This window comes from Novosphingobium sp. YAF33, from assembly GCF_052113265.1.
Classification (GTDB): Bacteria; Pseudomonadota; Alphaproteobacteria; order Sphingomonadales; family Sphingomonadaceae; genus Novosphingobium.
Map to the genome: position 1 here is coordinate 95,841 of NZ_JBFRCW010000010.1, position 23,381 is coordinate 119,221.

Below are 23,381 nucleotides of genomic sequence, written 5' to 3' on the forward strand. Positions count from 1 at the left end.
TTTTCTAGGAATGGAGCAGCGTTCAGACGCGCTCGATGATAGCGGCGGTCCCAAGACCATTGGCCGCGCACAGCGTGATGAGGCCGGTTTCGGCGTCGCGGCGTTCCAATTCGTCGAGCACGGTGCCGAGGATCATCGCGCCGGTGGCGCCGAGCGGATGTCCCATGGCGATCGCGCCGCCGTTCACGTTGATCCGGTCGTCGGGAATGTCCATGTCGCGCTGGAAGCGCATAACTACGCTGGCGAAGGCCTCGTTGAGCTCCCAGAGGTCGATGTCCTTGGGCATCATTCCTCCGGCCCGCAAAGCCTTGCGCGAGACCTCCGCAGGGGCCGTCAGCATGATCGTCGGTTCAGAACCGATATTGGCATAGGAACGGACGCGCCCGCGGGGCTTGAGCCCCGCTTTCTCGCCGAACGCCCGTGAGCCGACCAGGACGAGCCCGGAACCGTCGACAATACCGGAGCTGTTGCCGCCGTGATGGACGTAGTCGAGGTCCTCGATCTCGGGGTACCGCGCTTTTGCGACAGCTTCGAAACCGGCTTTCCCGAAGCCTTCGAATGCGGGCTTGAGCTTTGCCAGGCTCTCCAGCGTGGTGCCCGGACGCATGTGCTCATCATGATCGAGCACGACCTCGCCCAGCACGTCCTTCACTGGCACGATGGAATTTCGAAAATAGCCGTTTTCCCAGGCACGGGCCGCCTTGCGCTGGCTCTCGACCGCGAAACGGTCGACATCCTCGCGGGTGTAGCCGTCGAGCGTCGCGATGATGTCCGCGCCGATGCCCTGCGGCGCATAATAGTTGCCGAATGCAACAGCCGGGTCCGACGTCCAGGCACCGGAATCATAGCCCATGACCGTCCGGCTCATGGATTCAACGCCGCCCCCGATGCCGGCCTGGATCATGCCGGAATGGACCTGGGCCGCGATGAGACTGACAGCATCGAGGCCAGTCGCGCAAAATCGGTGAATCTGCTGGCCAGCCACCGATTGCGCATAGCCGGCTTGAAGAACTGCCGCGCGCGCCAGGACACCGCCCTGTTCGCCGACCGGCTGCGCCATGCCAATGATAACGTCATCGAGCAAGGCGGTGTCGAGTGCGTTGCGCTCCTGCAAGGCCTTGAGCAGCTGTGTCGCCATTTCGACCGAAGTGATCTCATGCAGCGCGCCATCGGGCCGGCCCTTGCCGCGCGGCGTGCGAACATGATCGTAGATATAGGCTTCCATCGTCATTTCCCGGCCAGTGATCGGTGTTTTCGTGATCCTGCTCTTGGGTCTGGCCAGCCTGTCCGCACCTATCCAACGAAAGGCGCAGGATCGCGGGTTCGCTGCAATCTCGCACTCATCGCGCAGGGACGAACTTTGAGGACGAGCTTTTGTGAGCATGACGGGTGAAGACGACGCCGCAATTCGCATCACCGCGACGACGTTGGGTGATCACCTCTTGGCGGGGTGGGACAAGGGCAAGGACAGGGAGGCCCTGGTTTTTCCGGGCGAACGCAAGACTTATGACGAAGTCGTGGCCAGTGTTCTGCGCCGCGCGAGGGGGCTAAGGGCGCTCGGGATTCGGCGGGGCGACCATGTCGGCATCTTGCTGCCGTCCAGCATCGAATTCGTCGAAACGCTTTTCGCAAATGCGATGTGCGGTGCCGTCTCGGTTCTCATGAATGCCCGCTACAAGGCACCAGAGATGGCGTACGTGTCGGAGAACGCCGACCTTGCAGCCATCGTCACAAACGATCTTGTCTCTGAACACGTCGACTTCGGTGCCCGGCTTTACGAGGCGTTTGCAGACCTGGCGAGTGCCGACAATCCTGCTCGCCTGTCACTTGCCGCGGCACCGAAGCTTTCCCGCATCATCATGCTTGGCGGTCGTTCGGTTCCCGGCTTCATCGACCAGGCGATGTTCGATGAAGCCGCCGAACAGGTCAGCGAAGACGAAATCCATGCGGCGCGCCTCACTGTTCGCGTACGTGATACCGCGATGATTCTGTACACCTCCGGCACTTCGGCCAATCCCAAGGGCTGTCTACTAAGCCATGAAGCCGTGACGCGCGAGGCGAACAACCTGGCGCACTATCGCTGGGCCTTCCAGCCCGGCGAGCGAGCATGGTCGCCGCTGCCGCTTTTCCATATCGCCGCAATGCTCTGCATGCTCGGCGCGATGGAGGTAGGTGGTACCTTCATCGGACAGCCGCATTTCGACGCCGGAGAAAGCCTGCGCCAGATCGAGCAGGAGCGCGTGACGATGATGTTCCTCCCCTTCGTCACATTTCATCAGGCAATGATCGCGCATCCCGATTGGGAAACGTCAGATCTTTCCTCGGTCAGGCTCCAGAACAGCTGCTTTGCCTTCATGCCCGACCGGGTCGGTCAGGCATACCGGGAGAAGGCTCCCGGTATGTTGCAGGTGGGGACCATGGGCATGACGGAGGCTACAGGAATCGTGACCACCGGCGGCTACGGGATGGAGCCGGAAATGGGCTTCAGAAAGCTCGGTTATCCTCTTGCCGGCATCGAAATGAAAATCATCGACCCTGAAACAGGCTTGGAGAAAGCCGTCGACGAACGGGGCGAGATATTGATCCGCGGTTACAATCTGTTCGACGGATACTACAAAGATCCTGAGAAGACGGCCCAGGCGCTCGACAGCGAGGGCTGGTATCACAGCGCCGACATCGGCTCGATCGATGCGCACGGGCATGTGATGTTTCACGGCAGGTTCAAGGACATGCTCAAGGTGGGCGGCGAGAACGTCGCGGCGGCAGAAGTCGAAGCGGTCCTGGCCGCGCATCCGGCTGTTCGTCTTGCCCAGGTCGTTGGCCTGCCGGACGAGCGGCTGGCCGAAATCCCTGCAGCCTACATCGAGCGAGACGGCGACGTGATTGTCGAGCCGGAGGAATTGATCGCCTTTACCAAGGCGCGCCTTGCCTCGTTCAAGGTGCCCCGGCACATCCGGTTCATCGACGAATGGCCGATGTCGGCATCGAAGATACAGAAGTTCAAGCTGCGCAGCGCGTTGATGGACGAGCTTGGTCTCAAGGACTGATCAGGCGCTGCGCGCAAAGGGAGAATGGAATGCGTGTGGTCATTACTGGTGCAGCCAGCGGCATCGGCCGCGCCTGCGCTGAACTGCTGGCGGCGGGACAAGTGTTGCCCGGCCTGCACTCAATGCTCCTCGCCGACAGGGACGAGGCCAATCTTGGAGCAGTGACGGGCAAAATTGGGCCGGCGGCAGGGGGCTGCGTCGTCGATCTTGCCGAGCCCGACTGCGGCGATCGCATCGTCGAGGCTGCACTCGCCCACATGGGCGGTATCGATGCAGTCATCAGCAATGCGGGCATCATCATGGGTGGCGCTCTTGTCGACCAGCCACTTGCCGACTTCGACCGGATCTTCGCGGTAAACACTCGCTCCACCTGGCTGCTAGCAAAGGCCGCGCATCCGCACCTGCGAGCCAGCAAGGGTGCCTTCATTGCTACAGGTTCGATGTCGGGCACCCAGCCCACGCCGGGGCTCGGATTTTATTCGTGCAGCAAGGCGGCGCTTCTGATGCTGATCCGGCAACTCTGCATTGAGTGGGGTCCCGATGGCATCCGCTGCAATACCGTCTCTCCCGGTCCTACCTACACGCCGATGACGGCCGCCGGCTACGGTGACAAGACGCGCCGGGAAGAGCGGGAAGCCAGTATACCTTTGCGTAAACTCGGCCTGGCCGAGGATGTCGCCAACGCCATCCTGTTCCTCGCCAGTTCGCAGGCCAGCCACATCAGCGGTATCGATGTGCTTGTCGACGGCGGCATGAGCAACATGCTGATGCCGGCCAGCGGGGGCGGCACGGGCCAGCAAAGGCAACGCTGAAAATGGTGTCAGGCGGCCTTGTCATCCAGGAAACGCAGGTTCGCCTCACCCGCCGGGTCGGTCTGTCCATCGATCAGAAGCCTGGCTGTTGCCTCGAGATGGCTTCTGAGGAGAGCGACGGCCCGATCCGCATCCCTGGCAAGCGTGGCTTCGACGATTTCGGCATGCTCATGCACCAGATCCCGCTCGCCGGTTGCGAGCGGAACCGTGAGGTAGCGATATCGTTCGGATTGAGCGTAGAGCCATTCGCGCATGCGCAGCAACCATGGGCTGTCGCAAGCATCGACGAGGGCATGATGGAAGTCACCATGGGCCTCGGCGTAGTCCTCATTGAGCCGCTCCGGCATGTCGGGATCGCGTGTCGGCGTCTTGCTGAGACGGTGGGCAGCACTCACGATCGTCGATTCCCAATCGAGGCCGCCGCGTTCGATGGCGCGGCGAAGACACTGTCCCTCGATGTCACTCCTCACCATGACGAGGTCAGTCAGATCGGCGATGGAAATCGGCGCTGCCCGAAAGCCTCGCGCATCGTCAAGGACGACGAACCCTTCAGACGTCAGGCGCGACAAGGCCTCTCGGACTGCACCGAGACTGAACCCCAGGTTGTCCGACACGTCTTTGATGTTGATCCGCTCCCCCGGCACAAGGCGGCAGGTCAGGAGATTGTCCCGCAGCCGGCGATAGGCCTGCTCGGTGAGGCTGAGCTTTTTTGTCATCCCAGTCTCCATAGCAGCAACGAAATGCAAGGTAAACGCTAGAGGTATATTTGAGTACTTAGAATATATTTCAGATTGACGAGCCGACCGAGCCACCCCACGGTGCCCGAGTTTGGAAAAGGATCGAATCATGCGCTTGGCAAAAGTTTCGAAGGACGGTCGCATCGGCGTTGCGGTGGACACTGGCTCCGGCATCAAGGCGATTTTCGGCGACGCGGCACTCTACGATCTGGACGACCTTGTCGCTCAGGGCGGCGAAGCGCTCGCAAAGGCGGGCGGCAAAGTCCTGGCCCAGGGAGAGAGCGTCGCGCAAGACGACCTTGAATTTCTGCCTCCGCTCATCAAGGCGCCGAAAATCCTGTGCCTTGGTCTCAACTACAAGGATCACGCTGCCGAAGGCGGCTTTCAGGTTCCCGAATTCCCGACAGTTTTCGGACGGTTCAATTCGAGCCTGATCGGCCACGGCGCACCGATCATCAAGCCGGCCACATCGGACCAGCTCGATTACGAGGCTGAAATGGTCGCAATCGTCGGCAAGGGCGGAAAGAACATCGGAAAGGAAGACGCGCTGTCCCACATCGTCGCTTACTCGGTGTTCAATGACGGCTCCGTGCGCGACTATCAGCTCAAGACGCCGCAATGGACCGTGGGCAAGAATTTCGACGATACCGGTGCCTTCGGTCCATGGCTGGTCACGGCCGATGAACTGCCCGCGGGCGGCGCTGGGCTCAAGATCGAGACCAGGCTGAACGGGCAGGTGGTTCAGAGCGCCAATACCTCTGACATGGTCTTCGATGTTGTCGATACGGTGTCCTTGCTTTCCACATGCTTCACGCTGGAAGCAGGCGACGTGCTGGTCATGGGCACGCCGTCGGGCATCGGACTTGCCCGCAATCCTCCGCTCTTCATGAAGGACGGGGATGTGTGCGAAGTGGAGATCGAAAAAATCGGCTTGCTGGTCAATCCCATCAAGGCAGCGTGATTTCGGGCCGAGCGATGCGCCAGAACATCGCTCGGCCGCCATGGAGGACAGGATGAACGAGAAAAGCATCGCCAGTCGCCGCGCCAATGTACTTGGTGTCCATTCCATCGATCACTTTGCGGTGGAAGTGCCCGACCTCGACGAGGCACGACGCTTCTACACGCTCTTCGGTCTGGACGTGCGCGAGGCGGATGGCCGGCTCGAACTCTATGCGCAGGGTCATCCGCACAGGTGGGCAGTCCTCAGCCAGGCAGGCGATGCCAAGCGGCTGCGTTATCTCAGCTTCGGGATATTCGCGGATGAGGAGGAGACGTTTCGCGGCCACCTCAAGCGCGCCGGTGTGGAATTCATCCCGGCACCTGACAACGCAGAAGCCAAGGGTATCTGGTTCAGAGGGTTCGACGGCCTTCCCATCAACGTCCGCGTTGCGGAAAAGGCGACGCCCGCCGAAAAGAGCCGCTTCAGCTTCACGAGTTCAGAACCCGGCAAGTCCGGCGCGATTCCCAACAGCAAGGCACCCAAGGTCCACCCCCGGCGTCTTTCGCACTTTGCGATTTTCACCACCGACGTGAACGCCGCGATCGACTTTTATGAGCGGACGCTTGGCCTGCGGCTCTCCGACAAGAGCGAGCCCGCTGTTGCCTTTCTCCATGGTGTCCATGGGAGCGATCACCACTTGCTCGCACTCGTGCTCTCCGACCGCCGCGGTATGCATCACAACAGCTGGGACGTGGGTTCCGTCATGGAAGTGGGTCTCGGCGGCGCAAGCATGGCGCGCGCCGGCTACGGACCCAACTGGGGCCTCGGCCAGCACGTGCTGGGTGCGAACTACTTCTACTACGTACGCGATCCTTGGGGCAGCTTCAGCGAGTATTCCGCCGACATCGATTTCATTCCTGCGGATGTGGACTGGCCCTCGGCCAACCACGCCCCTGACGACAGCATGTTCCTTTGGGGGCCGGACCCATTCCCCGAATTTATCCAGAACACCGAACCAGCGGAGGCCTGATTGCCATGACCACATTCGTTCTTCTTCACGGCGGCGGCATGGGCGGCTGGACCTGGAAATACGTCCGGGAGATTCTCGAAGCGCACGGGCACAAGGTCTACACACCGACCTTTACCGGCTTTGGCGAGCGCAGCCATCTCATCGGCCGCGATGTGGGCAACGAGACCCACGTGCGCGACATCGTCAACGTCTTCAAATTCGAAGATCTGCATGACGTCGTGCTGGTAGCGCACAGCTATGCAGGCACCGTGGCGCCGGGTATCATAGCAGAGGTGGGCGACCGCATCGCCAGCATCATCTACCTCGACGCCATTATCGCCCATTCGGGCGAGCGCATCGCCTCGCTGATGGGTTATGTACCCGAGGAACAAGTCGCACAGCTCGATGCATTGCTTGAAGCCGGCGAGGGACCGATCGGTTCGGGCGTCGACGAGATGCAGCGTGCGGCTGCCAAGGAGCATCCGCACCTCATGGATCCCGCACGGGAAAAGTGGCTGCTCGACAACCTTTCTGACCAGCCAATGAAGGCGACAGCGGGCGCCATCGCCAAGGGCAGCGAAACCATCGCAAGACCGGTGGACTATATCGCCGCCGCCGTGACCGTAATGACGGCGATGCACGAGCGCGCGCGCGCGCTCGGCTGGAACATTCACGAACATCCCGGCGACCATGCTCTGCTGGTGGGCGATCCCGAAGGCACCACCGGCCTGATCCTTAAAATCGCCGGATTGAAGGTAGACGCATGAACCCCGCAGAACTGTTCTCGGTGAAGGACCGCATCGCCGTCGTGACGGGCGGCTCCGGCGGCATTGGGCGCCATATAGCGACCGGCTTCGCGGCCGCCGGCGCCAAGGTCTATATCTGCGCGCGGACCGAGGCCAAAGTGCTCGATGCCGCCCGGGAAATCAGCACCTCGACCGGGGGTCAATGCATCGGGCTAACCGCTGATGTCTCATCCCTGGAGGGAGTGGACGCTCTCGTCGCCCGCGTGAGTGAAGCCGAGAATGCGCTTCATATCCTGGTCAACAATGCCGGTGCGATGGCCGAGGCGCCTATCGACGATTACAGCGAGCAGGACTGGGACCAGGTCATGGATCTCAACCTGAAGGCACCGTTCTTCCTGCTTCAGAAATTTCTCCCTCTACTGCGCGCCGGCGGGACAAAGGAACGGCCGGCATCCCTCATCAACATCGGCTCGGTAGGCGCTCTCAAGGTCGGTCCCAAGGAGAACTACGCCTACCAGGCATCCAAAGGTGCGATCCACTGGCTGGCGAAGGGTCTCGCCAAACGACTGGGCCGCGATAACATCACGGCCAATGTCATCGCGCCCGGCTTCTTCGAGACGGAGATGACCGTCATCACGTCCGACGAGATGAGAAAAATGGTCGAAGGCATGGTGCCGCGCGGGCGCACCGGTACTGCGGAAGACCTGGCGGGCGCCGCCATCTATCTGGCCTCTCGCGCCGGAGCCTACGTGACAGGATCGGTCATTCCGGTCGAAGGTGGATTGTCGATCTGATATGACTCAGCCCCATTTCATCGCCATCGGCGGCACCATGCGCGCCATGTCATCGACCGAACGCGCCCTGCGTAAAGCGCTAGCAATCGCGCAGGAGCGCGGCGCACGCACTACCATCCTTTCGGGCGAAGACATCAATTTCCCCCCGTATGCACCGGAAAATCAGGAGCGCTCCGACGCAGCACGGCGTTATATTGAACTGCTTCGGACCGCCGATGGCATCATCATCGGTTCGCCGGGCTATCACGGTGCGATATCGGGCTTCGTCAAGAACGCGCTCGATTATGTCGAGGATACGAACCGGGACAGTCGCTGCTACTTCGACGGCCTGCCGGTCGGCGCAATCGCCACGGCTGCTGGCTGGCAGGCTGCGGTTGGAACGCTCCAGCAGCTTCGCAGCATAACCCATGCCCTGCGCGGTTGGCCCACACCTCTCGGGGTTGCGATCAACACGGTCGGAACCGAGGGCGATCCCATCGAACAGGCGCCCGTCACCAGCCAGCTTACCATGATGGTAGACCAGATGTTTCGCTTCCACGCAGGGCCGACCCTATAGGACGATAGGTTCTGAGCGCACCGGATGGGTGCCAATTGGGAGCGCAAGAGAACAGGAAGTACAATGGATTTTTCGCTCACCGACGAGCAGCAGGCCTTTCGTGACGTGGTGCGCCGCTGGGTCGACGCAGAAGCCCCGAAGGACTGGATGCGCACGCTCGAAGCCGACGAGGAAAACTACCCTTACGCGCTTTGGGACAAGCTGGCAGAGCAAGGCTTTTTCGGCATCGGCATCCCGGAAGAATATGACGGGCTTGGCGGCGACGTCATGATGCAGATGATCTTCGCCCGCGAGTTCGCCCGCACGGCAGGGGGGTTGCTCTGGGTGTGGGGCCTTACCTCGTTCGGAGGCGCCAAGACGATCGGTGCGGTGGGAACCGAAGAGCAGAAGAATCGCTGGCTGAGGCCGATGGCGCAGGGCAAGCTTCGCGTCTCGCTGTCGATGACCGAACCCGATGGCGGGACCGATGTCCTGGGCGCGATGAAGACTTACGCGGACAAGGTCGAGGGCGGCTGGAGGTTGAAGGGGGCCAAGATGTGGACGACGGCCGCCAAGGCGGCTGACCGGCTTCTTGTCCTCGCCCGGACGGATCGCAATGTCGAAAAGAAGCATCACGGCCTCACGATGTTCTTCGTCGATGCCAAATCTCCCGGCATTACCTGCTCGCTACTGCCCAAGCTTGGCATGCGGGCGATGGGTTCGTGCGAAGTCCATTACGACGATGTCTTCGTCCCGGATGAGGACGTGCTCGGGGAACCGGGGCAGGCGTGGTACGCAATGCTGCCGACGCTCAACAACGAGCGTATCATGGTCGGCGCGCAGTGCCTCGGTGCGATAGACGGCGTACTTGAAGACGCGCTCGACTACATGAAGCAGCGCAAGGCGTTCGGGGGCATCATCGGCCGCTTTCAGATCCTTCAACACTACGTTGCGGATATCGCCACCTGGCAAAAAACGACCGAATTGCTGCTCAACAACGTCGCATGGATGCAAGCCAACGGCATGCCCTGCGGTGTCGAGGCGAACATGCTCAAGATGGTCGCCACTGAAAATGCAGTAAAAGCGGCCGATCTAGGCATCCAGATCCTGGGCGGCATGGGCTATTCCGCAGAGACGGACATGCAACGCTACTGGCGGGATCATCGGATCCTGAGAATGACGCCAATCAGCAACGAGATGGTTCGCAACACCATTGCCGAAAGCCTCGGGCTGCCCCGCTCTTTCTGAAGGAAATGGCCATGAGCGATCTCGACGATCTGCCCCCTGCCCCGAACGCTGCCGGCACGTCTCTGGACGGCAGGGCGATCTTCACGATCAGTGCCGAGAAAAACGCTGCGCTGTGCCGGTCGACCGGCATCGAGCCGGCGCCTGACGGCACTGCGCATCCGATCTACTACTACATCGCGACCCAGGTCGCGATGGGCAAGACGGTGGCCGGCGTATGCGAGGCCTGCGAATTCGACGTCGAGGACGGTCCGATGATGGGCTCGAGCGGCGTAACGTTCGACGCCCCTCTGAAGGTGGGCGAAAGCTACAGGGTCACCGGCGAAATCCTCGATCTCGTCCGCAAGCGCAGCCGCAAGCTCGGCGTCATGGACGTACTGACCTACCGGCTCCGTTTGCACCTGCTGGACGGCACCAAAGTGCTTGAAACCGACAACGTGTGGGTACTGCCCCGCAAGGAGTTTGCGGCATGACATACGACGTTGGAGACGAACTGCCTTCCTTCACCATCGAACGCGTCAGCTCCGATGCAATGAAGCAGTGGGCGGTCTTTCTCGCGGATCCCAATCCGATCCATCTCGACGTCGAAGTCGTAAAGGCGAAGGGCCTGGGCAACCGCGTCATCAACCAGGGGCCAATCAACGTGGCCTACATGATGAACATGCTCATGCGTGCCTTCCCCAACGGCCGGATTTCGAAGATGGATTCGCGCTTTCTGGACAATGTCTATGGCGAGGATCGCGCTGTCGTCACCGGCAAGGTCACGGCGATCGATGGAAGCACGGTCACTTGCGAATTCAAGCTCGACGTGGACGGGCGCGGTACCGTCAATTCCGGCACAGCAACAATAGAAATCTGAAGATTCTCCAGGAGAGAGATTATGCCTAGCGGACCTTTTGCCCACGTTTGCATGGTCGTACGCGACCTCGACACCGCCATCGAGAACTGGACCAAGATCCTGCGCGTTCTCGACCCTGCATCGCTGGAAGAGCGTATCGTCAAGTACGACGAATTCTCGAGCGGTGCGGATGCAGGCATGCGGTGGGCCACTTTCGTCAACAATGGCGGAACCGAAATCCAGTTCATCCAGCCCTCTCCGGGAACGCCAATGGGCGACCGCCTCGAAAAGGTCGGCGAGCACGTGCATCACTTCTGCTTTGCTACGGACGACGTACCGGACGCGATGGAGAAGTTGGCCGCAGAAGGCATTCAGGTGCTTGGCGGCGGCAAGACCTACAACGACCCGGACATGACCTGGCAGAAATGGAGCTGGGTGGGCCCGAAAAGCACCCATGGCTGCCTTATCGAGGTCGCCTCGCCCTACGAGAGCAGGAACGACGGCAAGTGGCACCATGCGCCGGGCAAGTTCGCGTACCGCGGGCCAGGCGAACATCCTTCCTTTGCAGAACTGGTACCCCCGGTCGCGGCAGCGTGATCGGCAGACTTGCGCATGATCACCGCTTCCCAAACTACGTGGCCCGGTGACCATCTCGACATGGTAGCCGATGCCTTCGGCGACCCTGTTGCTCCTGCAGTGTGCTTCTTCCATGGCGGCGGCCAAAGCCGGCGCTCATGGACGCGTTCGGCACGGCGGACAGCGGAGGCCGGCTACTATGCACTTACGTTCGATTTGCGCGGGCATGGCGAGAGCGGCTGGGCGGCCGATGGCGACTATGAGCTGGAAGCCTACGGGCGCGATGTGGAAGCCATCGTCACCCGTCTCTCCAGGCCCGTTGCGCTGGTCGGCGCATCGCGAGGCGGCCAATCGGCACTGGTCGGCGGTTCGCGTCATCCCGATCTCGTCAGGCTCATCATGCTGGCGGACGTGGCGCCGCTGATCGTCGATGACGGCGTGGATGGCATTCGCGATTTCTTTCGCAGCAGCGACGCCGGCTTTGCGACGCTGGATGACGCAGCCGATGCTCTGCATCGCCATTTGGGCCAACCGCGCGTTGCCAATGTATCCGGGCTGGCCAAGTCGATGCGGAAGCAAGACGGCCGGCTGTTCTGGCATTGGGATCCGCGCACAACCGCACCCGAATTCCTGCATCCGCCTTCCGAACGCGCATCCCTGTTCGCAGCGGCCGGCAGGGTGAAATCACCCGTCGTGCTGGTGAAGGCGCAGCTCAGCGAACTTGTCTCGGACGAGAGCGTTCGCCATTTCAAAAGCCTCACACCGCAATTGGAGGTCGAAATCGCCGAGGGTGTCGGTCACATGTTCACCGGCGACCAGAACGATGCCTTCGCAGTTCGACTGCTGCGCCATCTGGCCGAGCATCTGCCTTTATGAACCGGGGAGCCGCAATAGTCATTGGCGGAACCGGCGGCCTCGGAAGCGAGATATGCAGGCAGCTTGCCTCTGACTGGAACGGAGTCGCCATTGGATATCGTTCCAGCCAGGAGCGAGCCCTCGCAGTCGCCGAAACAATGGGCGGAAACGGCGGCACCCTCGCGGTCCGCTGCGACCTTTCTGACAATGCTTCGATCCAGGAGGCCATGCGCAGCACCGTGGAGCGGTTCGGAGCAATCGGGACCGTCGTTTACGCCAGCGGCGTCGAAATTCCGCAGCCATTCGTCAGTCAGATCGTCGAACAGCAATGGCGCGAAGTCATCGAGATTGAACTGATGGGTTTCACCCGCGTGGTTGCCCATGCCCTGCCGCACTTCCGGACGCAGGGCTTCGGCAATTTCGTCGCGGTCGTATCGGTTGCCAATTACTGCTTCCCCCCTGGCGATGCGCTTTCATCGGTTCCCAAAGCCGGTATCGAGGCTCTTTGCCGGGCTGTTGCGAAAGAAGAAGGGCGATACGGCATCAGGGCGAACATGGTCGCACCAGGCATCATCGACGCAGGGCTTGGCGCCGAATTTCTTTCAACTCTCTACACACCGGACATCTGGGAATCCCAGCGCAAGCGGATCGCGCTCCAGAGCTTTGGCAGCGCAGGCGATATCGCCAACGCCGTGGCCTTCCTTGCGTCAGCGCGTGCAGGTTACGTGACGGGTCAGACCCTCATCGTCGACGGTGGCTTCAGCCTCTGAAACAGGATAGCAACCGTGTCCAAATTAACGCTGTCGATACCCGTTGCACCCGCGATCGAATTCGCGCAGCCACTCACGGTTGCCGCTACGCTGGCCCTGCCCGAAACCGTGCCTTCAGATGCTCTCGACCTGCTCGTCTGCCTACATGGCGCATCGTACAGTCGCTGGTACTGGGATGCATGGATTGACGGTCACCCCGGCTACAGCTTCATCGATTACTTCCTCTCCCAGGGAAAGGCCGTCCTCACCCTCGACGCACTGGGAATGGGGGATAGTTCCAAGCCACTCGATGAAGGACTGCTAAATCCCCTGCTCGGCGCGCAGGCGCACCATCAGGCGCTTGCAAACATCCTGTGCCGGATCGACGCTGGAGATTTCGGCGCCGAACTTGCAGCGAAGCGCAAACGGATCAGCGGCATCGGTCACTCCATGGGCGGAATGCTCACGATCATTCAGCAGGCCTCGTTTCGCAGCTTCGATCAGGTTGCGATCCTTGGGTTCACCAATATCAGCCTCGATCTGCCGGACGAAGTGCGTGCAGATCTCGAAAAGCGGGTCGAAGGCAGTGGTTACAGTCAAGCGGATCGGGGTTCGATGCGCGCGAGTTTCCACGCCCCTGACGTGCCTGAAGCCGTCATTGCCGCCGACGATTCCCGCGCCTCGGTCACGCCCAACAGCTACGGCCGCCTTGCGATAGTGCCCGGCGGCGTGGCGGATGAGGCAGCCGCGATCGATGTTCCCGTCTATCTGCATTTCGGGGACATTGACGTCAGTCCGGATCCGCTTCTTGAGCCGTCGTTCTACGGCAAGTCGCGCCGTATCAGCCTGATGCCGCTCGCTGGTTCTGCGCATTGCCATAACTTCGCCTCGACGCGCAGCGACAGCTGGGCGAAACTCAACGGCTGGATCGATGAGATGGCCAAGACGGGCGAATGAGACGCCAGCCGCTACTGGGAAACTCTCAGCGTTAAGGACGCCGATACCCCGAGGCACCCGAGAGCCCCACGTCAAACCCTTGGCGAGCTATGCCGCAAGTCCCGCTCTAAGATTGGGCCTTTTCACACCCCGACCGCCCGACAACGCAGGCGGCCGGGGCGTGCTCGATCACTTGTAGGGATCGACTGGCTGAGGCACATCGATCACTTCGAGGTCCTTCAGCATCGAGAGCACGTCGGAGATCGAATAGATGTGGTCGATCTTGTCGCCGCGGAAACGCAGCCAGGAGAACCACAGGACGTTGAGTTCGTTTCCTGTCGGCTGAACACCCATCTAGGGACCGCCAGTGTGCTTGCCGTAGTGATGGCAGAGCACGCAGACCTCATCGTCGCCGCGACCCCATGCCTTCAAAGTCCGGTAAGTGCTGGGCGGGAACGTCTTGTAGAGGCCCTGCGGCGAGGTCTTCCAGATATGGTAGGTGCCAAGATCCGGCCGGTTCGGATTGTCATACGTCATGGTGTCGGTGTTGAAGAAGTCATCCATGCCGTCCCAATCGCCCCGATTGATGACTTCGTGCAGGTCCATCCATTGCGTGACCATGAAAGCCTGCCGCTCAGTCAGTCCGGCTGTGATTTCGGCCCGCTTCTCCTTGGACAGGACGAAATCGGCTTCAGTGAACGGGGCCAGGCCCATCAGTATTCTCCTTGCTTGATATCTGGCCCGCCCATCGCGCAGGCCGTAGCCCGTCATCCCGATCCCCGCACCTGCTGCCACCTACCCAACGAAAGGCGGCCAGGACGAACGCCCGTGCGATCGCACCATATCGAACGGAGGAGAGGCCATGACCCTGAGCATGCAGGAAATGTCCGACAGGTTTGAACTGCAGGACCTGATCGTGGGATATTGTTATGCCGTGGACAATCGCGATTGGGACGCGCTTGACGAGTTCTTCACGCAAGACGCGCTGATAGACTATTCAGAAATGGTGGGCGTGCGCGGCGGACTGACCGAGATCAAGCAATTCCTCGTGGAGGGGCTATCTCCCATTCTCGCCTACCAGCACGCAGTGTCGACCACAAAATACGCTATCGATGGCGATACCGCCCGGACCAAGACGGTATGCTACAATCCGATGACCGTCTCGCAGGGGCAATCGAGCGACACGCTCGTATTTGGCCTCTGGTATATTCACGATTTTATCCGGACCGAGCAGGGCTGGAAGATCAGCCGCCTTTACGAACAGAAATGCTACCGGATCAATGTCCCGGACTGGCTGGCTGAACAACTGCCGTCCTGAGTTCGCGCTCACTTTCCATCCTGAGACCCAAGGCGGTGACATGCGACGCCTATTCAATCATGCTTTCCTGGTGCTGCTGGGCGCAACAGGCGGTACCCTGACAGTCCTTGGCGCCCAGCTCGCCTTGCTGGGTGGATCGCCCTGGTATGTGCTGAGCGGCCTTGTCATGCTTGTCTGCGCAGTTCTGGGATGGCGGAGGGAAGCAAAGTCTGCGCTGCTCTATTGGGTATTTCTCTGTGTGAACTTATGCTGGGCGCTGTGGGAGTGCGGCCTCGATGGCTGGGCACTGGCGCCGCGGATCGCAATGCCGACTGTCATGGGTCTCTACATGCTGACAGGTTGGTACCGCCGGCATGTGGGCCAGCAGGCAGCCCTGCCCGGCGGCCGCCTACTTTGGCCTGGCCTCGCGGTAATCGGGATAGCCGGGATCGGGGCGGCGTTCTGGGCTGACCGCACACCTGCTGCCACAAGCACAGCTTGGGGACCGGCACCAGCAGCTTCGGAAGAAGGTGACTGGATTGCCTACGGCAACGACCGCGGAGGCTCGCGCTATTCACCGCTTGGTCAGATCACACCAGCAAACGTCGGCAATCTGAAACCCGTCTGGAGTTACCATACGGGCAAACTGACAAGCGGCAAGCAGGGCACGGCCTTTCAAACCAATCCCCTCAAGATCGGTGATCGCTTGTTCATTTGCGCGGGCAACAATGATGTAATCGCACTCGACCCTGAAACCGGCCGCCAGCTCTGGCGCCACTCGCCAAGGACAAACCTCGAAGGCGTTTACGGCCTTGTATGCCGCGGCGTGACATATTACCGCGTGCCCGGCGCGACGGGCACCTGCTCAGAACGTATCTATACCGCTACGCTGGATGCTCGGCTTTTGGCGCTCGATGCTGCCACGGGACAGTCCTGCGGCGCCTTCGGACAGAACGGCCAGGTGGATCTCACCAAGGGCCTTGGGTCCGTCGAAAAGGGCTATTACTTCGTCACTTCGCCCCCGGCGCTGGTTCGCGGACGGCTGGTCGTCGGCGGCTGGATCATCGACGGTCAGCGAACGCAGGAGCCTTCGGGCGTCATCCGCGCGTTCGATGCTGTTTCGGGCGAGTTTTCGTGGGCATTCGATATTGGCCGCCCGGACGATCACGGTTCACCGGAACCAGGCGCGACATTCACAAGAGGCACGCCGAATAGCTGGGCTCCGATGAGTTCCGATGAAGCTCTGGGGCTCGTCTATGTGCCAACCGGAAACGCAACGCCTGACTACTTCGGCGGCCACCGCACGGCGCTGGACGATCGCTACTCCAGCGCTGTTGTCGCACTTGACGCCCAGACAGGAGCAGTCCGCTGGTCGTTCCAGACGACACATCACGATCTTTGGGATTACGATGTTGCGGCGCAGCCTACTCTCTTCGACCTGCCCGGCGGCATCCATGGACTTGTACAACCCACAAAACGTGGGCAGATCTTCGTCCTGGACCGCATGACGGGTAAACCCCTACTGCCTGTAATGGAACGCGCTGTTCCCCGCGGAGCGGTCGCCGGTGAGCGACTATCTCCCACCCAGCCCTTTTCCGCCGCGATGCCAAGTTTCGGCGGCCCGGCTCCCACGGAAAAGAGCATGTGGGGGCTCACGCCGATCGATCAGGCATTGTGCCGCATCCGCTTTCGGCAAGCCCGTTTCGAAGGCGAAATGACACCCCTCTCGACAGACCGCTTCACGATTACGTGGCCTGGCTACCTTGGGGGGATCGACTGGGGCGGTGTCTCCGTCGATGTGAGACGCGGCCTCATGATCGTCAACAACAACCAGGTCGCCAACTACAACCGCCTCATTTCCCGAGCGGAGGCGGACCGGCGCGGCATCAAGCCGATGAATGCAGCGCACATGAGCAATGTGGGAGGTCCAGCGGCTCAACAGGGCGTGCCTTACGCCGCGCAAATCGCACCCTTTCTTTCGCCGCTCGCGATCCCGTGTCAGCAGCCGCCCTATGGCAGCATCAACGCCGTCGATCTCAGAACCGGCAAGCTGGTATGGTCCCGTACCTTGGGCTCATCGCGCGACAGCGGGCCGCTGGCTCTGCCTTCGCTCGTACCGATACCTATGGGGGTGCCGAACATTGGCGGGTCTCTAACGACTTCGAGCGGCCTCACCTTCATCGGCGCGACTCAGGAGCACGTATTTCGCGCCCTTGCGACGGAAAGTGGGCAGGTGTTGTGGAAAGCACGGTTGCCAGCCGGCGGCAATGCATCGCCGACCACGTATTGGTCCCGGCCCAGCGGACGCCAATTTGTCGTCATCGCGGCCGGCGGCCATGCAGCCATGCTGTCTGGAACGAGTGACGAATTGATCGCCTATGCTCTGCCGACGAAATGATGGGCCAGATAAATCGTAAAAAATAGGGGCGTGTCCCCGCAAGCTCCTATCCTTGGACGGGCAAGTCGCCCCGATTACGCACTATCGTCGCAAGTAACAAAAACGGGAGGATGGAGCATGCCGACATCAGGCAGCCTGACGAGAACATCGCCTGTCGCGGCCGATGACGAGCGCGCAATCCGCAATCTGCTGCTGCGCTACGCGACCGGCATCGATACCCGGGACTGGCCCTTGTTTCGCTCCTGCTTCGCGAATGACTGCGAAGTGGATTACGGCAGCTTCGGTCAATGGCGCGGACCGCGCGAGATCACCGAGTACATGGAATCCGCGCATCGCAATCTAGGCGCGACGCTTCACCGCATAACCAATATCGTGGTCGAGAGCCGCAATAGCGAGATTCTGGCCCGCAGTTATGTGGACGCTGTGCTGACCGACCCGGCACCGGGAGGCAGCGCGACCAGAGCGGCCGGATTCTATGACGACTGCCTGATCCGCACGGCAGAAGGCTGGCGGATATCCCGCCGGAAATTCACGATGGTCAGAGCGGGTTTTTGATGGCGACGAACCGGCAGGTCAGGTTGCGCTCTCGTCCGGCAGGCATTGCCCAGGCCGAGCATTTCGAAATCCGCAGCGCTCCGGTGGACCGTCCCGGTCCGGGCCAGATACTTGTACAAAATCACTATCTCTCGGTCGAGCCCGCCATGCGCGGCTGGATCGCCGACGTCGGTAACTACGGAGACCAGGTGGCCCTGGGCTCGGTCATGCGCAGCCTCGCCTCAGGCCGTATCATCGAATCGAACCACGAACATTTCCAAGTTGGCGAATACGTCGCAGGATGGTTCGGGTGGCAGGATTTCGCTTGCGTAGCGGCCGATCAAATCCTTCAGAAGACCAGCGAAAAAGAACTTCGCGCATCGCTTGGCATTTTGGGAATAAACGGCGTCACGGCCTATCTGGCCCTCACGCTTGTCGGGCAGCCGCGCGCCGGTGAAACCGTGCTGGTATCCACGGCCGCAGGCGCGGTTGGGTCCGCCGCGGGCCAGATTGCCAATATCCTTGGATGCCGCACGGTGGGTATTGCCGGGGGAGCAGACAAAGTGCGGCGCTGTGTCGAGGAGTTTGGATTCGAGGCTGCGATCGACTACCGCGGCCAGGACGTGGCCGCCACTTTGAGCCGCGTCGCGCCCCAGGGGATCCACGTCTATTTCGACAACGTCGCCGGCCCGATCAGCGACGCGGTAATGCCCCACCTCGCGCTCGGCGGCCGTGTCATCGTCTGCGGAACAGCGTCGCAGGACCGCTGGGCTCCCTGGCCCGATGGTCCGCGCGTGGAACGCCACCTTCTGGTCAAGCGGGCACGAATGGAAGGCTTCGTCGTCTTCGATCACATGGCCCGTTACGCCGCCGCAGTTGCGCAGCTGCGCGAGTGGACCGAGCAGGGCCGCCTGACGTGGCGCGAGGAAATACTCGACGGGATTGAGAGCTGTCCGGATGCCCTTGCGGGCCTTTACCGTGGGGAAAACCACGGCAAGCGGTTGATCCGGCTGAAAGAGACAGGAGCGCACGAGTGACGGTAATGAACGCCCTTGAAGGTAAGGTCGCCATTATAACCGGGGCATCGTCGGGGATAGGCGCGGCCACTGCGCGAGCGCTCGCCGAGGCGGGCGCGAGGACAGTGCTGGTCGCCCGCCGCGCCGAACGCCTTGCCTCACTGGCGGGCGAACTTGGCGAGCATGCCTGTGTCCATTCAGCCGACATGGCGGATCCCGACGCCGCTCGGGCTTTGCACGACTTCGTTCTGGCTAAGTTCGGGCGAGCCGACATTCTGGTCAATAATGCGGGCATTCTTCATGCGGCACCGATCGACGATTTCGATCTCGACCAGTTGCGACCGATGATGGCGCTCAATTACGAAGCGGTCGTTCGCACCAGTACTCTGTTTGCACGGACAATGAAATCGGCAGCCAGAGGCCAGATCATCAATATTTCGAGCATCGGCGCCAACATCGTTGCACCTGGTGTCGGTGTCTACGGCGGCCTGAAGCGAGCACTGGAGGGGTTCACCGATTGTTTGCGGGTCGAATTGGCCGGCACTGGAGTGAAAGTCGGTATCGTTTCGCCGGGCACGACCAGCACGGAAATATTCGAGGACATGAAGTCACGCGGACAGCCGGCCTGGGACAGTTTCATACCGCCGATGCAACCTGAGGATGTTGCGGATGCCGTGCGGTACATGGCGGCTCAGCCCGAGCGCACCAACCTCGCCCGGATTCAAGTGTTTGCCGCCTGTGACACGCATTAAGCGTTAATCCAGCGACCCGTAAGCTTCCAGCCGGAAGGGATTGACGCTCTCTCCCTTCCGCATCTTGCAAACCCACTGCGGGTCCATCAGTAGCGCCCTTCCCACCCCCACCAGATCAAACTCACCCTTCGCCAAGCGCTCCGCCACAAGCGAAAGATTGTTGGTCATCACGGTCGGCTGGGCGAACGACGATTGCAAATCGCGCGAGAGGCCGACGCCGCCCACCGCTATCGTTGGCCGGCCCGTAAGCCGTTTTACCCATCCCGCCAAGCTGAGATCGGAGCCGTCGAATGCGGGCGCCGAGAACACCCGGGTGCTGACGTCAAATAGGTCCACGCCCGCCTCGACAATCGGTGTCAGCAAGGATTCGAGCTCATCCGGGGTTTGCGCATTTCGCGCATCGTAATCCTGCAATTTCCACTGCGAGTACCGGAACATGATCGGAAAATCGGGCGCCGTCGCGGCCCTCACTGCCCGGACCAACTCTGCCGCAAGCCTGGCGCGGTCTGGGAGTGCGCCTCCCCACCGGTCCGTTCGCAGGTTTGTCTCTCCCCAGAGAAAGCTGTCGATCAGGTAGCCATGTGCACCGTGGAGGGCGATGCCATCGAAGCCTGCGGCTCTCGCATTTGCCGCGCTTCGTGCGAACCCGACGATGATGTCGGCGATTTCGTTCTCTGTCAGCGGCGCGGTAGGCTCGCGAACCTGTTCGAGATATTCCGGGGGCACCATCGCCTTGTCGAGTGGGCCCCAGATGCCTGAGGGGCGCGCAGACGGCGCGTCGGGATGATAGCCGGTTCCCGGGACTCGGATGACGCCTTGGTGCCATAGCTGGGGAATGATCTTTCCCCCGGCCTCATGGACCCCGTCCACGACCGCGCGCCACCGCGCAAGCGCGGCCTCGCCATGCATGATCGGCGAGGCTCCGCCCCCCATTGTCTCCCTGCCGACGGCAGCAGGATGATCCACCCCGATGCCTTCCGTGACGATCAGACCTACTTCCGCTTCGGCACGGCGGCGGTAGTAGTCCGCCACACCCGCTGACGGAATCCCGTCAGGCGAGAAATTTCGCGTCATCGGCGCCATTACGAAGCGGTTGGGCAGCGCTAGCGGCCCGACTTCACATGGCCTGAAAAGAATTTCGGTGCCGCTTGCCATAGTGCCGTGGTTTCCCGTCCTGCCTGATTTCTGACACTGCTGCCTCTAGCCGCTCCGTCCTGAGACCTTCCCGGCGACAGGTTCGCCCAGAGGGCGAATCAGGATTCTTGTACCACCGACCGAGCCCTTATCAGGCGTCGACCACTGCGAGCGCGGCCTGCGGACATGCTTCGGCGCCTTCGCGTGCCAGCTCTTCCAGGCCGTCCGGCACGATTTCGTCGTCCACGTATACGATGCCGTTGGCGTCGAGTTTGTACACCGCGGGGCAGATCTCGGCGCAGACGCCGTATCCGCAGCATGCGGCCTTATCGATCACGACTTTCAGCTTCTGACTCATAGTCCTCTCCTTTTTTCGGATTATTACAGCTTGAACAGATTTCGTTCAATATGTATAACGCGATCAAACACGGATTTTCCAAGGAGAGGAAGATGCTGCACCACCCTGGGTTGACACTCAGCGACGGGACGACGCTCGACAATCTCATCGACCGCGAGATGAACGAAGTGTCGCTGCGTGTGATGAACGACAAGGAATTGTACGAGCTGGAGATGGAGCGCATCTTCGCGCGAACCTGGCTCCTGCTGGGCCATGAGTCCGAGATTCCCAAGGCCGGCGACTACGTCATGCGCGATATGGCCGAGGACAATGTCATCGTCTCGCGCGACCGTAGCGGCGAAATTCACGTCATGCTCAACGTGTGTCCGCATCGCGGAATGAAGGTCTGCACTGCCGAGGCGGGCAATGCCCATGCCCACCGCTGCATCTACCATGGCTGGGCCTTCCGACCCGATGGCAGCTTTATCGGCGCCCCGATCGAAAAGGAACAGATGCACGGCAACAAGCGCCAGAAGGAAGAACTCGGGCTCAAGAAGGCCCGCGTCCATCTGTACGGCGGCCTCATCTTCGCAACGTGGAACGAGGATCTTTCGTTCGACGATTACCTCGGCGACGCGAAGTTCTATCTCGATCAGCTGTTCTGCCGTACCGATAACGGCCTTGAAATGCTCGGCCCGCCGCAGCGCTTCGTGCTGCCCTGCAATTGGAAGATCCCTGGCGAACAGTCGGGATCCGACGGCTTCCATACTCTGACGCTGCACCGCTCGCTTATGGAAGGCGGGATCATGGGCGGTACTGCCGAATCGATCTACGATACGGCGCCCGGCATGTACGGTGTCGATATCTCGGTTCCGCAAGGCCATACCCTGCGCTGTCTGGAAGCGGCCCAAACCTTCAAGATGTTTGCGGATGTCAGTTTTGAAGGGAAGTCGACCGAAGAGCGCCTTCATCTACTTTCGCCGCCCGGCATCACCAAGGACCTGATCCCTCAGCTCTTCAAGAATCTGACGGAAGATCAGGTCAACCAGTTAGCGACGATCCCCCCGCAAGTCGGCGGCATGTTCCCCAACGTGCTGATCGCATTCATCTTTGCGCCTCGCACCGATGGCGGCGCGTCAGGCGCGCTGTCGCTGCACACCTATGTTCCCAAGGGGCCGGACAGGGTCGAATTCGTGAACTTCATTTTCGCGGAGAAGGACGCACCTGAGGACGTAAAGCGCGATATGTTGCAGAACGCCATCTGGTCGACCGGCACCTCCGGAACGATCGAGCAGGACGACGCCGATACCTGGCCGCAGATCATGCGCAATGCACGCGGCCACATGAGCAAGACCATCACGCTCAAGTACCAGGCGCTTCACGGCCACGAGCGGCCGGAAGGCTGGGTGGGAGGCGGCGATCTCTATCCCGGCTTCACCAAGGACGACACGCAGTGGGCCTGGTGGATGGCTTACTACAATCTGATGGCCGAAGCCTGAGACTGGGAGGATCACGACATGGTGAACTACGCCACGGCCGCAATCGACAAGACTGGAGTGATGCGCGGTCTTGTTTCCACCAAGCGGGTACCGCTCGGTTCGGAGGTCTACAACCGCATTCTGGAAACGCTCTATGACGAAGCGGCTGCGCTCGACGAGCGGCGCTTCGACGACTGGGTCGCCTTCCTTGCGGAGGATTTGATCTATACGGCACCGCTGCGTCTCACGCGAAATGGCCCCAACAAGGACCGTGACGTCGTACGGACGATGAAGCATTTCGACGAGAATTACGGGTCGATCCTCATGCGCACTGGTCGTCTCTCGAAGAGCGCCTGGGCAGAAGACCCGCCCTCGCGCACGCGGCGGTTCGTCACTAATGTGCGGATCGCCGAGAGCGATAAGACCGGCGAATATGAAGTGGTCAGCTACCTCTTCGTCGAGCGCAGCCGCTTCGACAATCCGGAGAACGAGACGCTTACTGCCCAGCGTCGGGACGTCTGGCGTCTTGTGGATGGCAACTACAAGCTGTCCGTAAGGGAGATCATTGTCGACCAATCCACGCTGGGAATGTCCAATCTTGCGATCTTCCTCTGAT

General features: G+C 61.1%; 27 protein-coding genes. 21 read left to right on the plus strand and 6 right to left on the minus strand.

Going from position 1 to position 23,381, the window contains the following annotated elements:
• Positions 1-22: 22 nt before the first annotated feature.
• The gene (locus tag AB4Z00_RS19975; protein WP_133085048.1) at positions 23-1,225 is read right to left on the minus strand and encodes an acetyl-CoA C-acetyltransferase; all 1,203 of its coding nucleotides are present in this window, start codon (positions 1,223-1,225) and stop codon (positions 23-25) included.
• A gap of 157 nt (positions 1,226-1,382) precedes the next feature.
• On the opposite strand from AB4Z00_RS19975, the gene AB4Z00_RS19980 reads away from it, so the two are divergent.
• Together AB4Z00_RS19980 and AB4Z00_RS19985 are read left to right on the plus strand one after the other, a co-directional pair.
• Complete coding sequence (locus tag AB4Z00_RS19980) at positions 1,383-3,047, plus strand: class I adenylate-forming enzyme family protein (RefSeq protein WP_236549399.1); 1,665 nt, start codon at positions 1,383-1,385, stop codon at positions 3,045-3,047.
• Between the two features lie 29 nt (positions 3,048-3,076).
• A complete protein-coding gene (locus tag AB4Z00_RS19985) occupies positions 3,077-3,859 on the plus strand; it encodes an SDR family NAD(P)-dependent oxidoreductase (protein ID WP_133085046.1) in 783 nt (260 codons plus the stop codon).
• An 8-nt stretch (positions 3,860-3,867) separates the two neighbouring features.
• On the opposite strand, the gene AB4Z00_RS19990 is transcribed toward AB4Z00_RS19985, so the two are convergent.
• Positions 3,868-4,575 (minus strand): GntR family transcriptional regulator, encoded by a 708-nt coding sequence (locus AB4Z00_RS19990; protein WP_201282527.1) that lies wholly within the window; start codon positions 4,573-4,575, stop codon positions 3,868-3,870.
• Positions 4,576-4,705: 130 nt separating this feature from the next.
• On the opposite strand from AB4Z00_RS19990, the gene AB4Z00_RS19995 reads away from it, so the two are divergent.
• The 12 genes from AB4Z00_RS19995 to AB4Z00_RS20050 are packed head-to-tail and all read left to right on the plus strand — an operon-like array spanning position 4,706 to position 13,840.
• The gene (locus tag AB4Z00_RS19995) at positions 4,706-5,557 is read left to right on the plus strand and encodes a fumarylacetoacetate hydrolase family protein (protein ID WP_133085045.1); all 852 of its coding nucleotides are present in this window, start codon (positions 4,706-4,708) and stop codon (positions 5,555-5,557) included.
• Positions 5,558-5,609: 52 nt separating this feature from the next.
• A complete protein-coding gene (locus AB4Z00_RS20000) occupies positions 5,610-6,566 on the plus strand; it encodes a VOC family protein (protein ID WP_133085044.1) in 957 nt (318 codons plus the stop codon).
• Positions 6,567-6,571: 5 nt separating this feature from the next.
• The gene (locus AB4Z00_RS20005) at positions 6,572-7,312 is read left to right on the plus strand and encodes an alpha/beta fold hydrolase (RefSeq protein WP_133085043.1); all 741 of its coding nucleotides are present in this window, start codon (positions 6,572-6,574) and stop codon (positions 7,310-7,312) included.
• Entirely contained in the window at positions 7,309-8,085 is a 777-nt protein-coding gene (locus AB4Z00_RS20010) for an SDR family oxidoreductase (protein ID WP_133085042.1), read from the plus strand. Before AB4Z00_RS20005 ends, AB4Z00_RS20010 begins: the two co-directional genes overlap by 4 nt.
• Before the next feature lies 1 nt (position 8,086).
• Complete coding sequence (locus tag AB4Z00_RS20015) at positions 8,087-8,641, plus strand: NADPH-dependent FMN reductase (RefSeq protein WP_133085041.1); 555 nt, start codon at positions 8,087-8,089, stop codon at positions 8,639-8,641.
• 24 nt (positions 8,642-8,665) lie between these two features.
• A complete protein-coding gene (locus AB4Z00_RS20020) occupies positions 8,666-9,868 on the plus strand; it encodes an acyl-CoA dehydrogenase family protein (protein ID WP_442046990.1) in 1,203 nt (400 codons plus the stop codon).
• Positions 9,869-9,879: 11 nt separating this feature from the next.
• Positions 9,880-10,338, plus strand: coding sequence for a hypothetical protein (locus tag AB4Z00_RS20025; protein ID WP_133085039.1), 459 nt, complete (start codon positions 9,880-9,882; stop codon positions 10,336-10,338).
• The gene (locus AB4Z00_RS20030) at positions 10,335-10,724 is read left to right on the plus strand and encodes a MaoC family dehydratase (protein ID WP_133085038.1); all 390 of its coding nucleotides are present in this window, start codon (positions 10,335-10,337) and stop codon (positions 10,722-10,724) included. The genes AB4Z00_RS20025 and AB4Z00_RS20030 overlap by 4 nt, the downstream gene beginning before the upstream one ends.
• A gap of 21 nt (positions 10,725-10,745) precedes the next feature.
• Positions 10,746-11,300, plus strand: coding sequence for a VOC family protein (locus tag AB4Z00_RS20035; RefSeq protein WP_395335258.1), 555 nt, complete (start codon positions 10,746-10,748; stop codon positions 11,298-11,300).
• A 15-nt stretch (positions 11,301-11,315) separates the two neighbouring features.
• Positions 11,316-12,155, plus strand: coding sequence for an alpha/beta fold hydrolase (locus AB4Z00_RS20040; protein WP_133085037.1), 840 nt, complete (start codon positions 11,316-11,318; stop codon positions 12,153-12,155).
• The gene (locus AB4Z00_RS20045) at positions 12,152-12,904 is read left to right on the plus strand and encodes an SDR family NAD(P)-dependent oxidoreductase (protein WP_133085036.1); all 753 of its coding nucleotides are present in this window, start codon (positions 12,152-12,154) and stop codon (positions 12,902-12,904) included. Before AB4Z00_RS20040 ends, AB4Z00_RS20045 begins: the two co-directional genes overlap by 4 nt.
• Positions 12,905-12,919: 15 nt before the next feature.
• The gene (locus AB4Z00_RS20050) at positions 12,920-13,840 is read left to right on the plus strand and encodes an alpha/beta fold hydrolase (RefSeq protein WP_159831191.1); all 921 of its coding nucleotides are present in this window, start codon (positions 12,920-12,922) and stop codon (positions 13,838-13,840) included.
• Between the two features lie 168 nt (positions 13,841-14,008).
• On the opposite strand, the gene AB4Z00_RS20055 is transcribed toward AB4Z00_RS20050, so the two are convergent.
• Both AB4Z00_RS20055 and AB4Z00_RS20060 read right to left on the minus strand, forming a co-directional pair.
• Complete coding sequence (locus AB4Z00_RS20055) at positions 14,009-14,173, minus strand: hypothetical protein (RefSeq protein WP_442046991.1); 165 nt, start codon at positions 14,171-14,173, stop codon at positions 14,009-14,011.
• Complete coding sequence (locus tag AB4Z00_RS20060; RefSeq protein ID WP_442046992.1) at positions 14,174-14,533, minus strand: hypothetical protein; 360 nt, start codon at positions 14,531-14,533, stop codon at positions 14,174-14,176.
• A 148-nt stretch (positions 14,534-14,681) separates the two neighbouring features.
• Between AB4Z00_RS20060 and AB4Z00_RS20065 the strand changes: the two genes are divergently transcribed.
• The 5 genes from AB4Z00_RS20065 (at position 14,682) to AB4Z00_RS20085 (ending at position 19,816) form a co-directional block, all read left to right on the plus strand.
• Complete coding sequence (locus AB4Z00_RS20065; RefSeq protein WP_395335265.1) at positions 14,682-15,137, plus strand: nuclear transport factor 2 family protein; 456 nt, start codon at positions 14,682-14,684, stop codon at positions 15,135-15,137.
• 40 nt (positions 15,138-15,177) lie between these two features.
• Entirely contained in the window at positions 15,178-17,514 is a 2,337-nt protein-coding gene (locus AB4Z00_RS20070; RefSeq protein ID WP_133085032.1) for a membrane-bound PQQ-dependent dehydrogenase, glucose/quinate/shikimate family, read from the plus strand.
• A gap of 117 nt (positions 17,515-17,631) precedes the next feature.
• Positions 17,632-18,069 (plus strand): nuclear transport factor 2 family protein, encoded by a 438-nt coding sequence (locus tag AB4Z00_RS20075; protein WP_133085031.1) that lies wholly within the window; start codon positions 17,632-17,634, stop codon positions 18,067-18,069.
• Positions 18,069-19,085, plus strand: a complete 1,017-nt coding sequence (locus tag AB4Z00_RS20080; RefSeq protein ID WP_236549403.1) for an NADP-dependent oxidoreductase — start codon at positions 18,069-18,071, stop codon at positions 19,083-19,085. Before AB4Z00_RS20075 ends, AB4Z00_RS20080 begins: the two co-directional genes overlap by 1 nt.
• Positions 19,086-19,090: 5 nt before the next feature.
• Positions 19,091-19,816 (plus strand): SDR family oxidoreductase, encoded by a 726-nt coding sequence (locus tag AB4Z00_RS20085; protein ID WP_133085029.1) that lies wholly within the window; start codon positions 19,091-19,093, stop codon positions 19,814-19,816.
• 3 nt (positions 19,817-19,819) lie between these two features.
• Here AB4Z00_RS20085 and AB4Z00_RS20090 read toward each other — a convergent pair whose 3' ends face one another.
• Positions 19,820-20,971, minus strand: a complete 1,152-nt coding sequence (locus AB4Z00_RS20090; protein ID WP_133085028.1) for an NADH:flavin oxidoreductase — start codon at positions 20,969-20,971, stop codon at positions 19,820-19,822.
• 130 nt (positions 20,972-21,101) lie between these two features.
• The gene (locus AB4Z00_RS20095; RefSeq protein ID WP_133085027.1) at positions 21,102-21,308 is read right to left on the minus strand and encodes a ferredoxin; all 207 of its coding nucleotides are present in this window, start codon (positions 21,306-21,308) and stop codon (positions 21,102-21,104) included.
• 92 nt (positions 21,309-21,400) lie between these two features.
• On the opposite strand from AB4Z00_RS20095, the gene AB4Z00_RS20100 reads away from it, so the two are divergent.
• The gene (locus AB4Z00_RS20100) at positions 21,401-22,786 is read left to right on the plus strand and encodes an aromatic ring-hydroxylating dioxygenase subunit alpha (RefSeq protein WP_133085026.1); all 1,386 of its coding nucleotides are present in this window, start codon (positions 21,401-21,403) and stop codon (positions 22,784-22,786) included.
• Between the two features lie 18 nt (positions 22,787-22,804).
• A complete protein-coding gene (locus tag AB4Z00_RS20105; RefSeq protein WP_133085025.1) occupies positions 22,805-23,380 on the plus strand; it encodes an aromatic-ring-hydroxylating dioxygenase subunit beta in 576 nt (191 codons plus the stop codon).
• Position 23,381 lies beyond the last annotated feature (1 nt).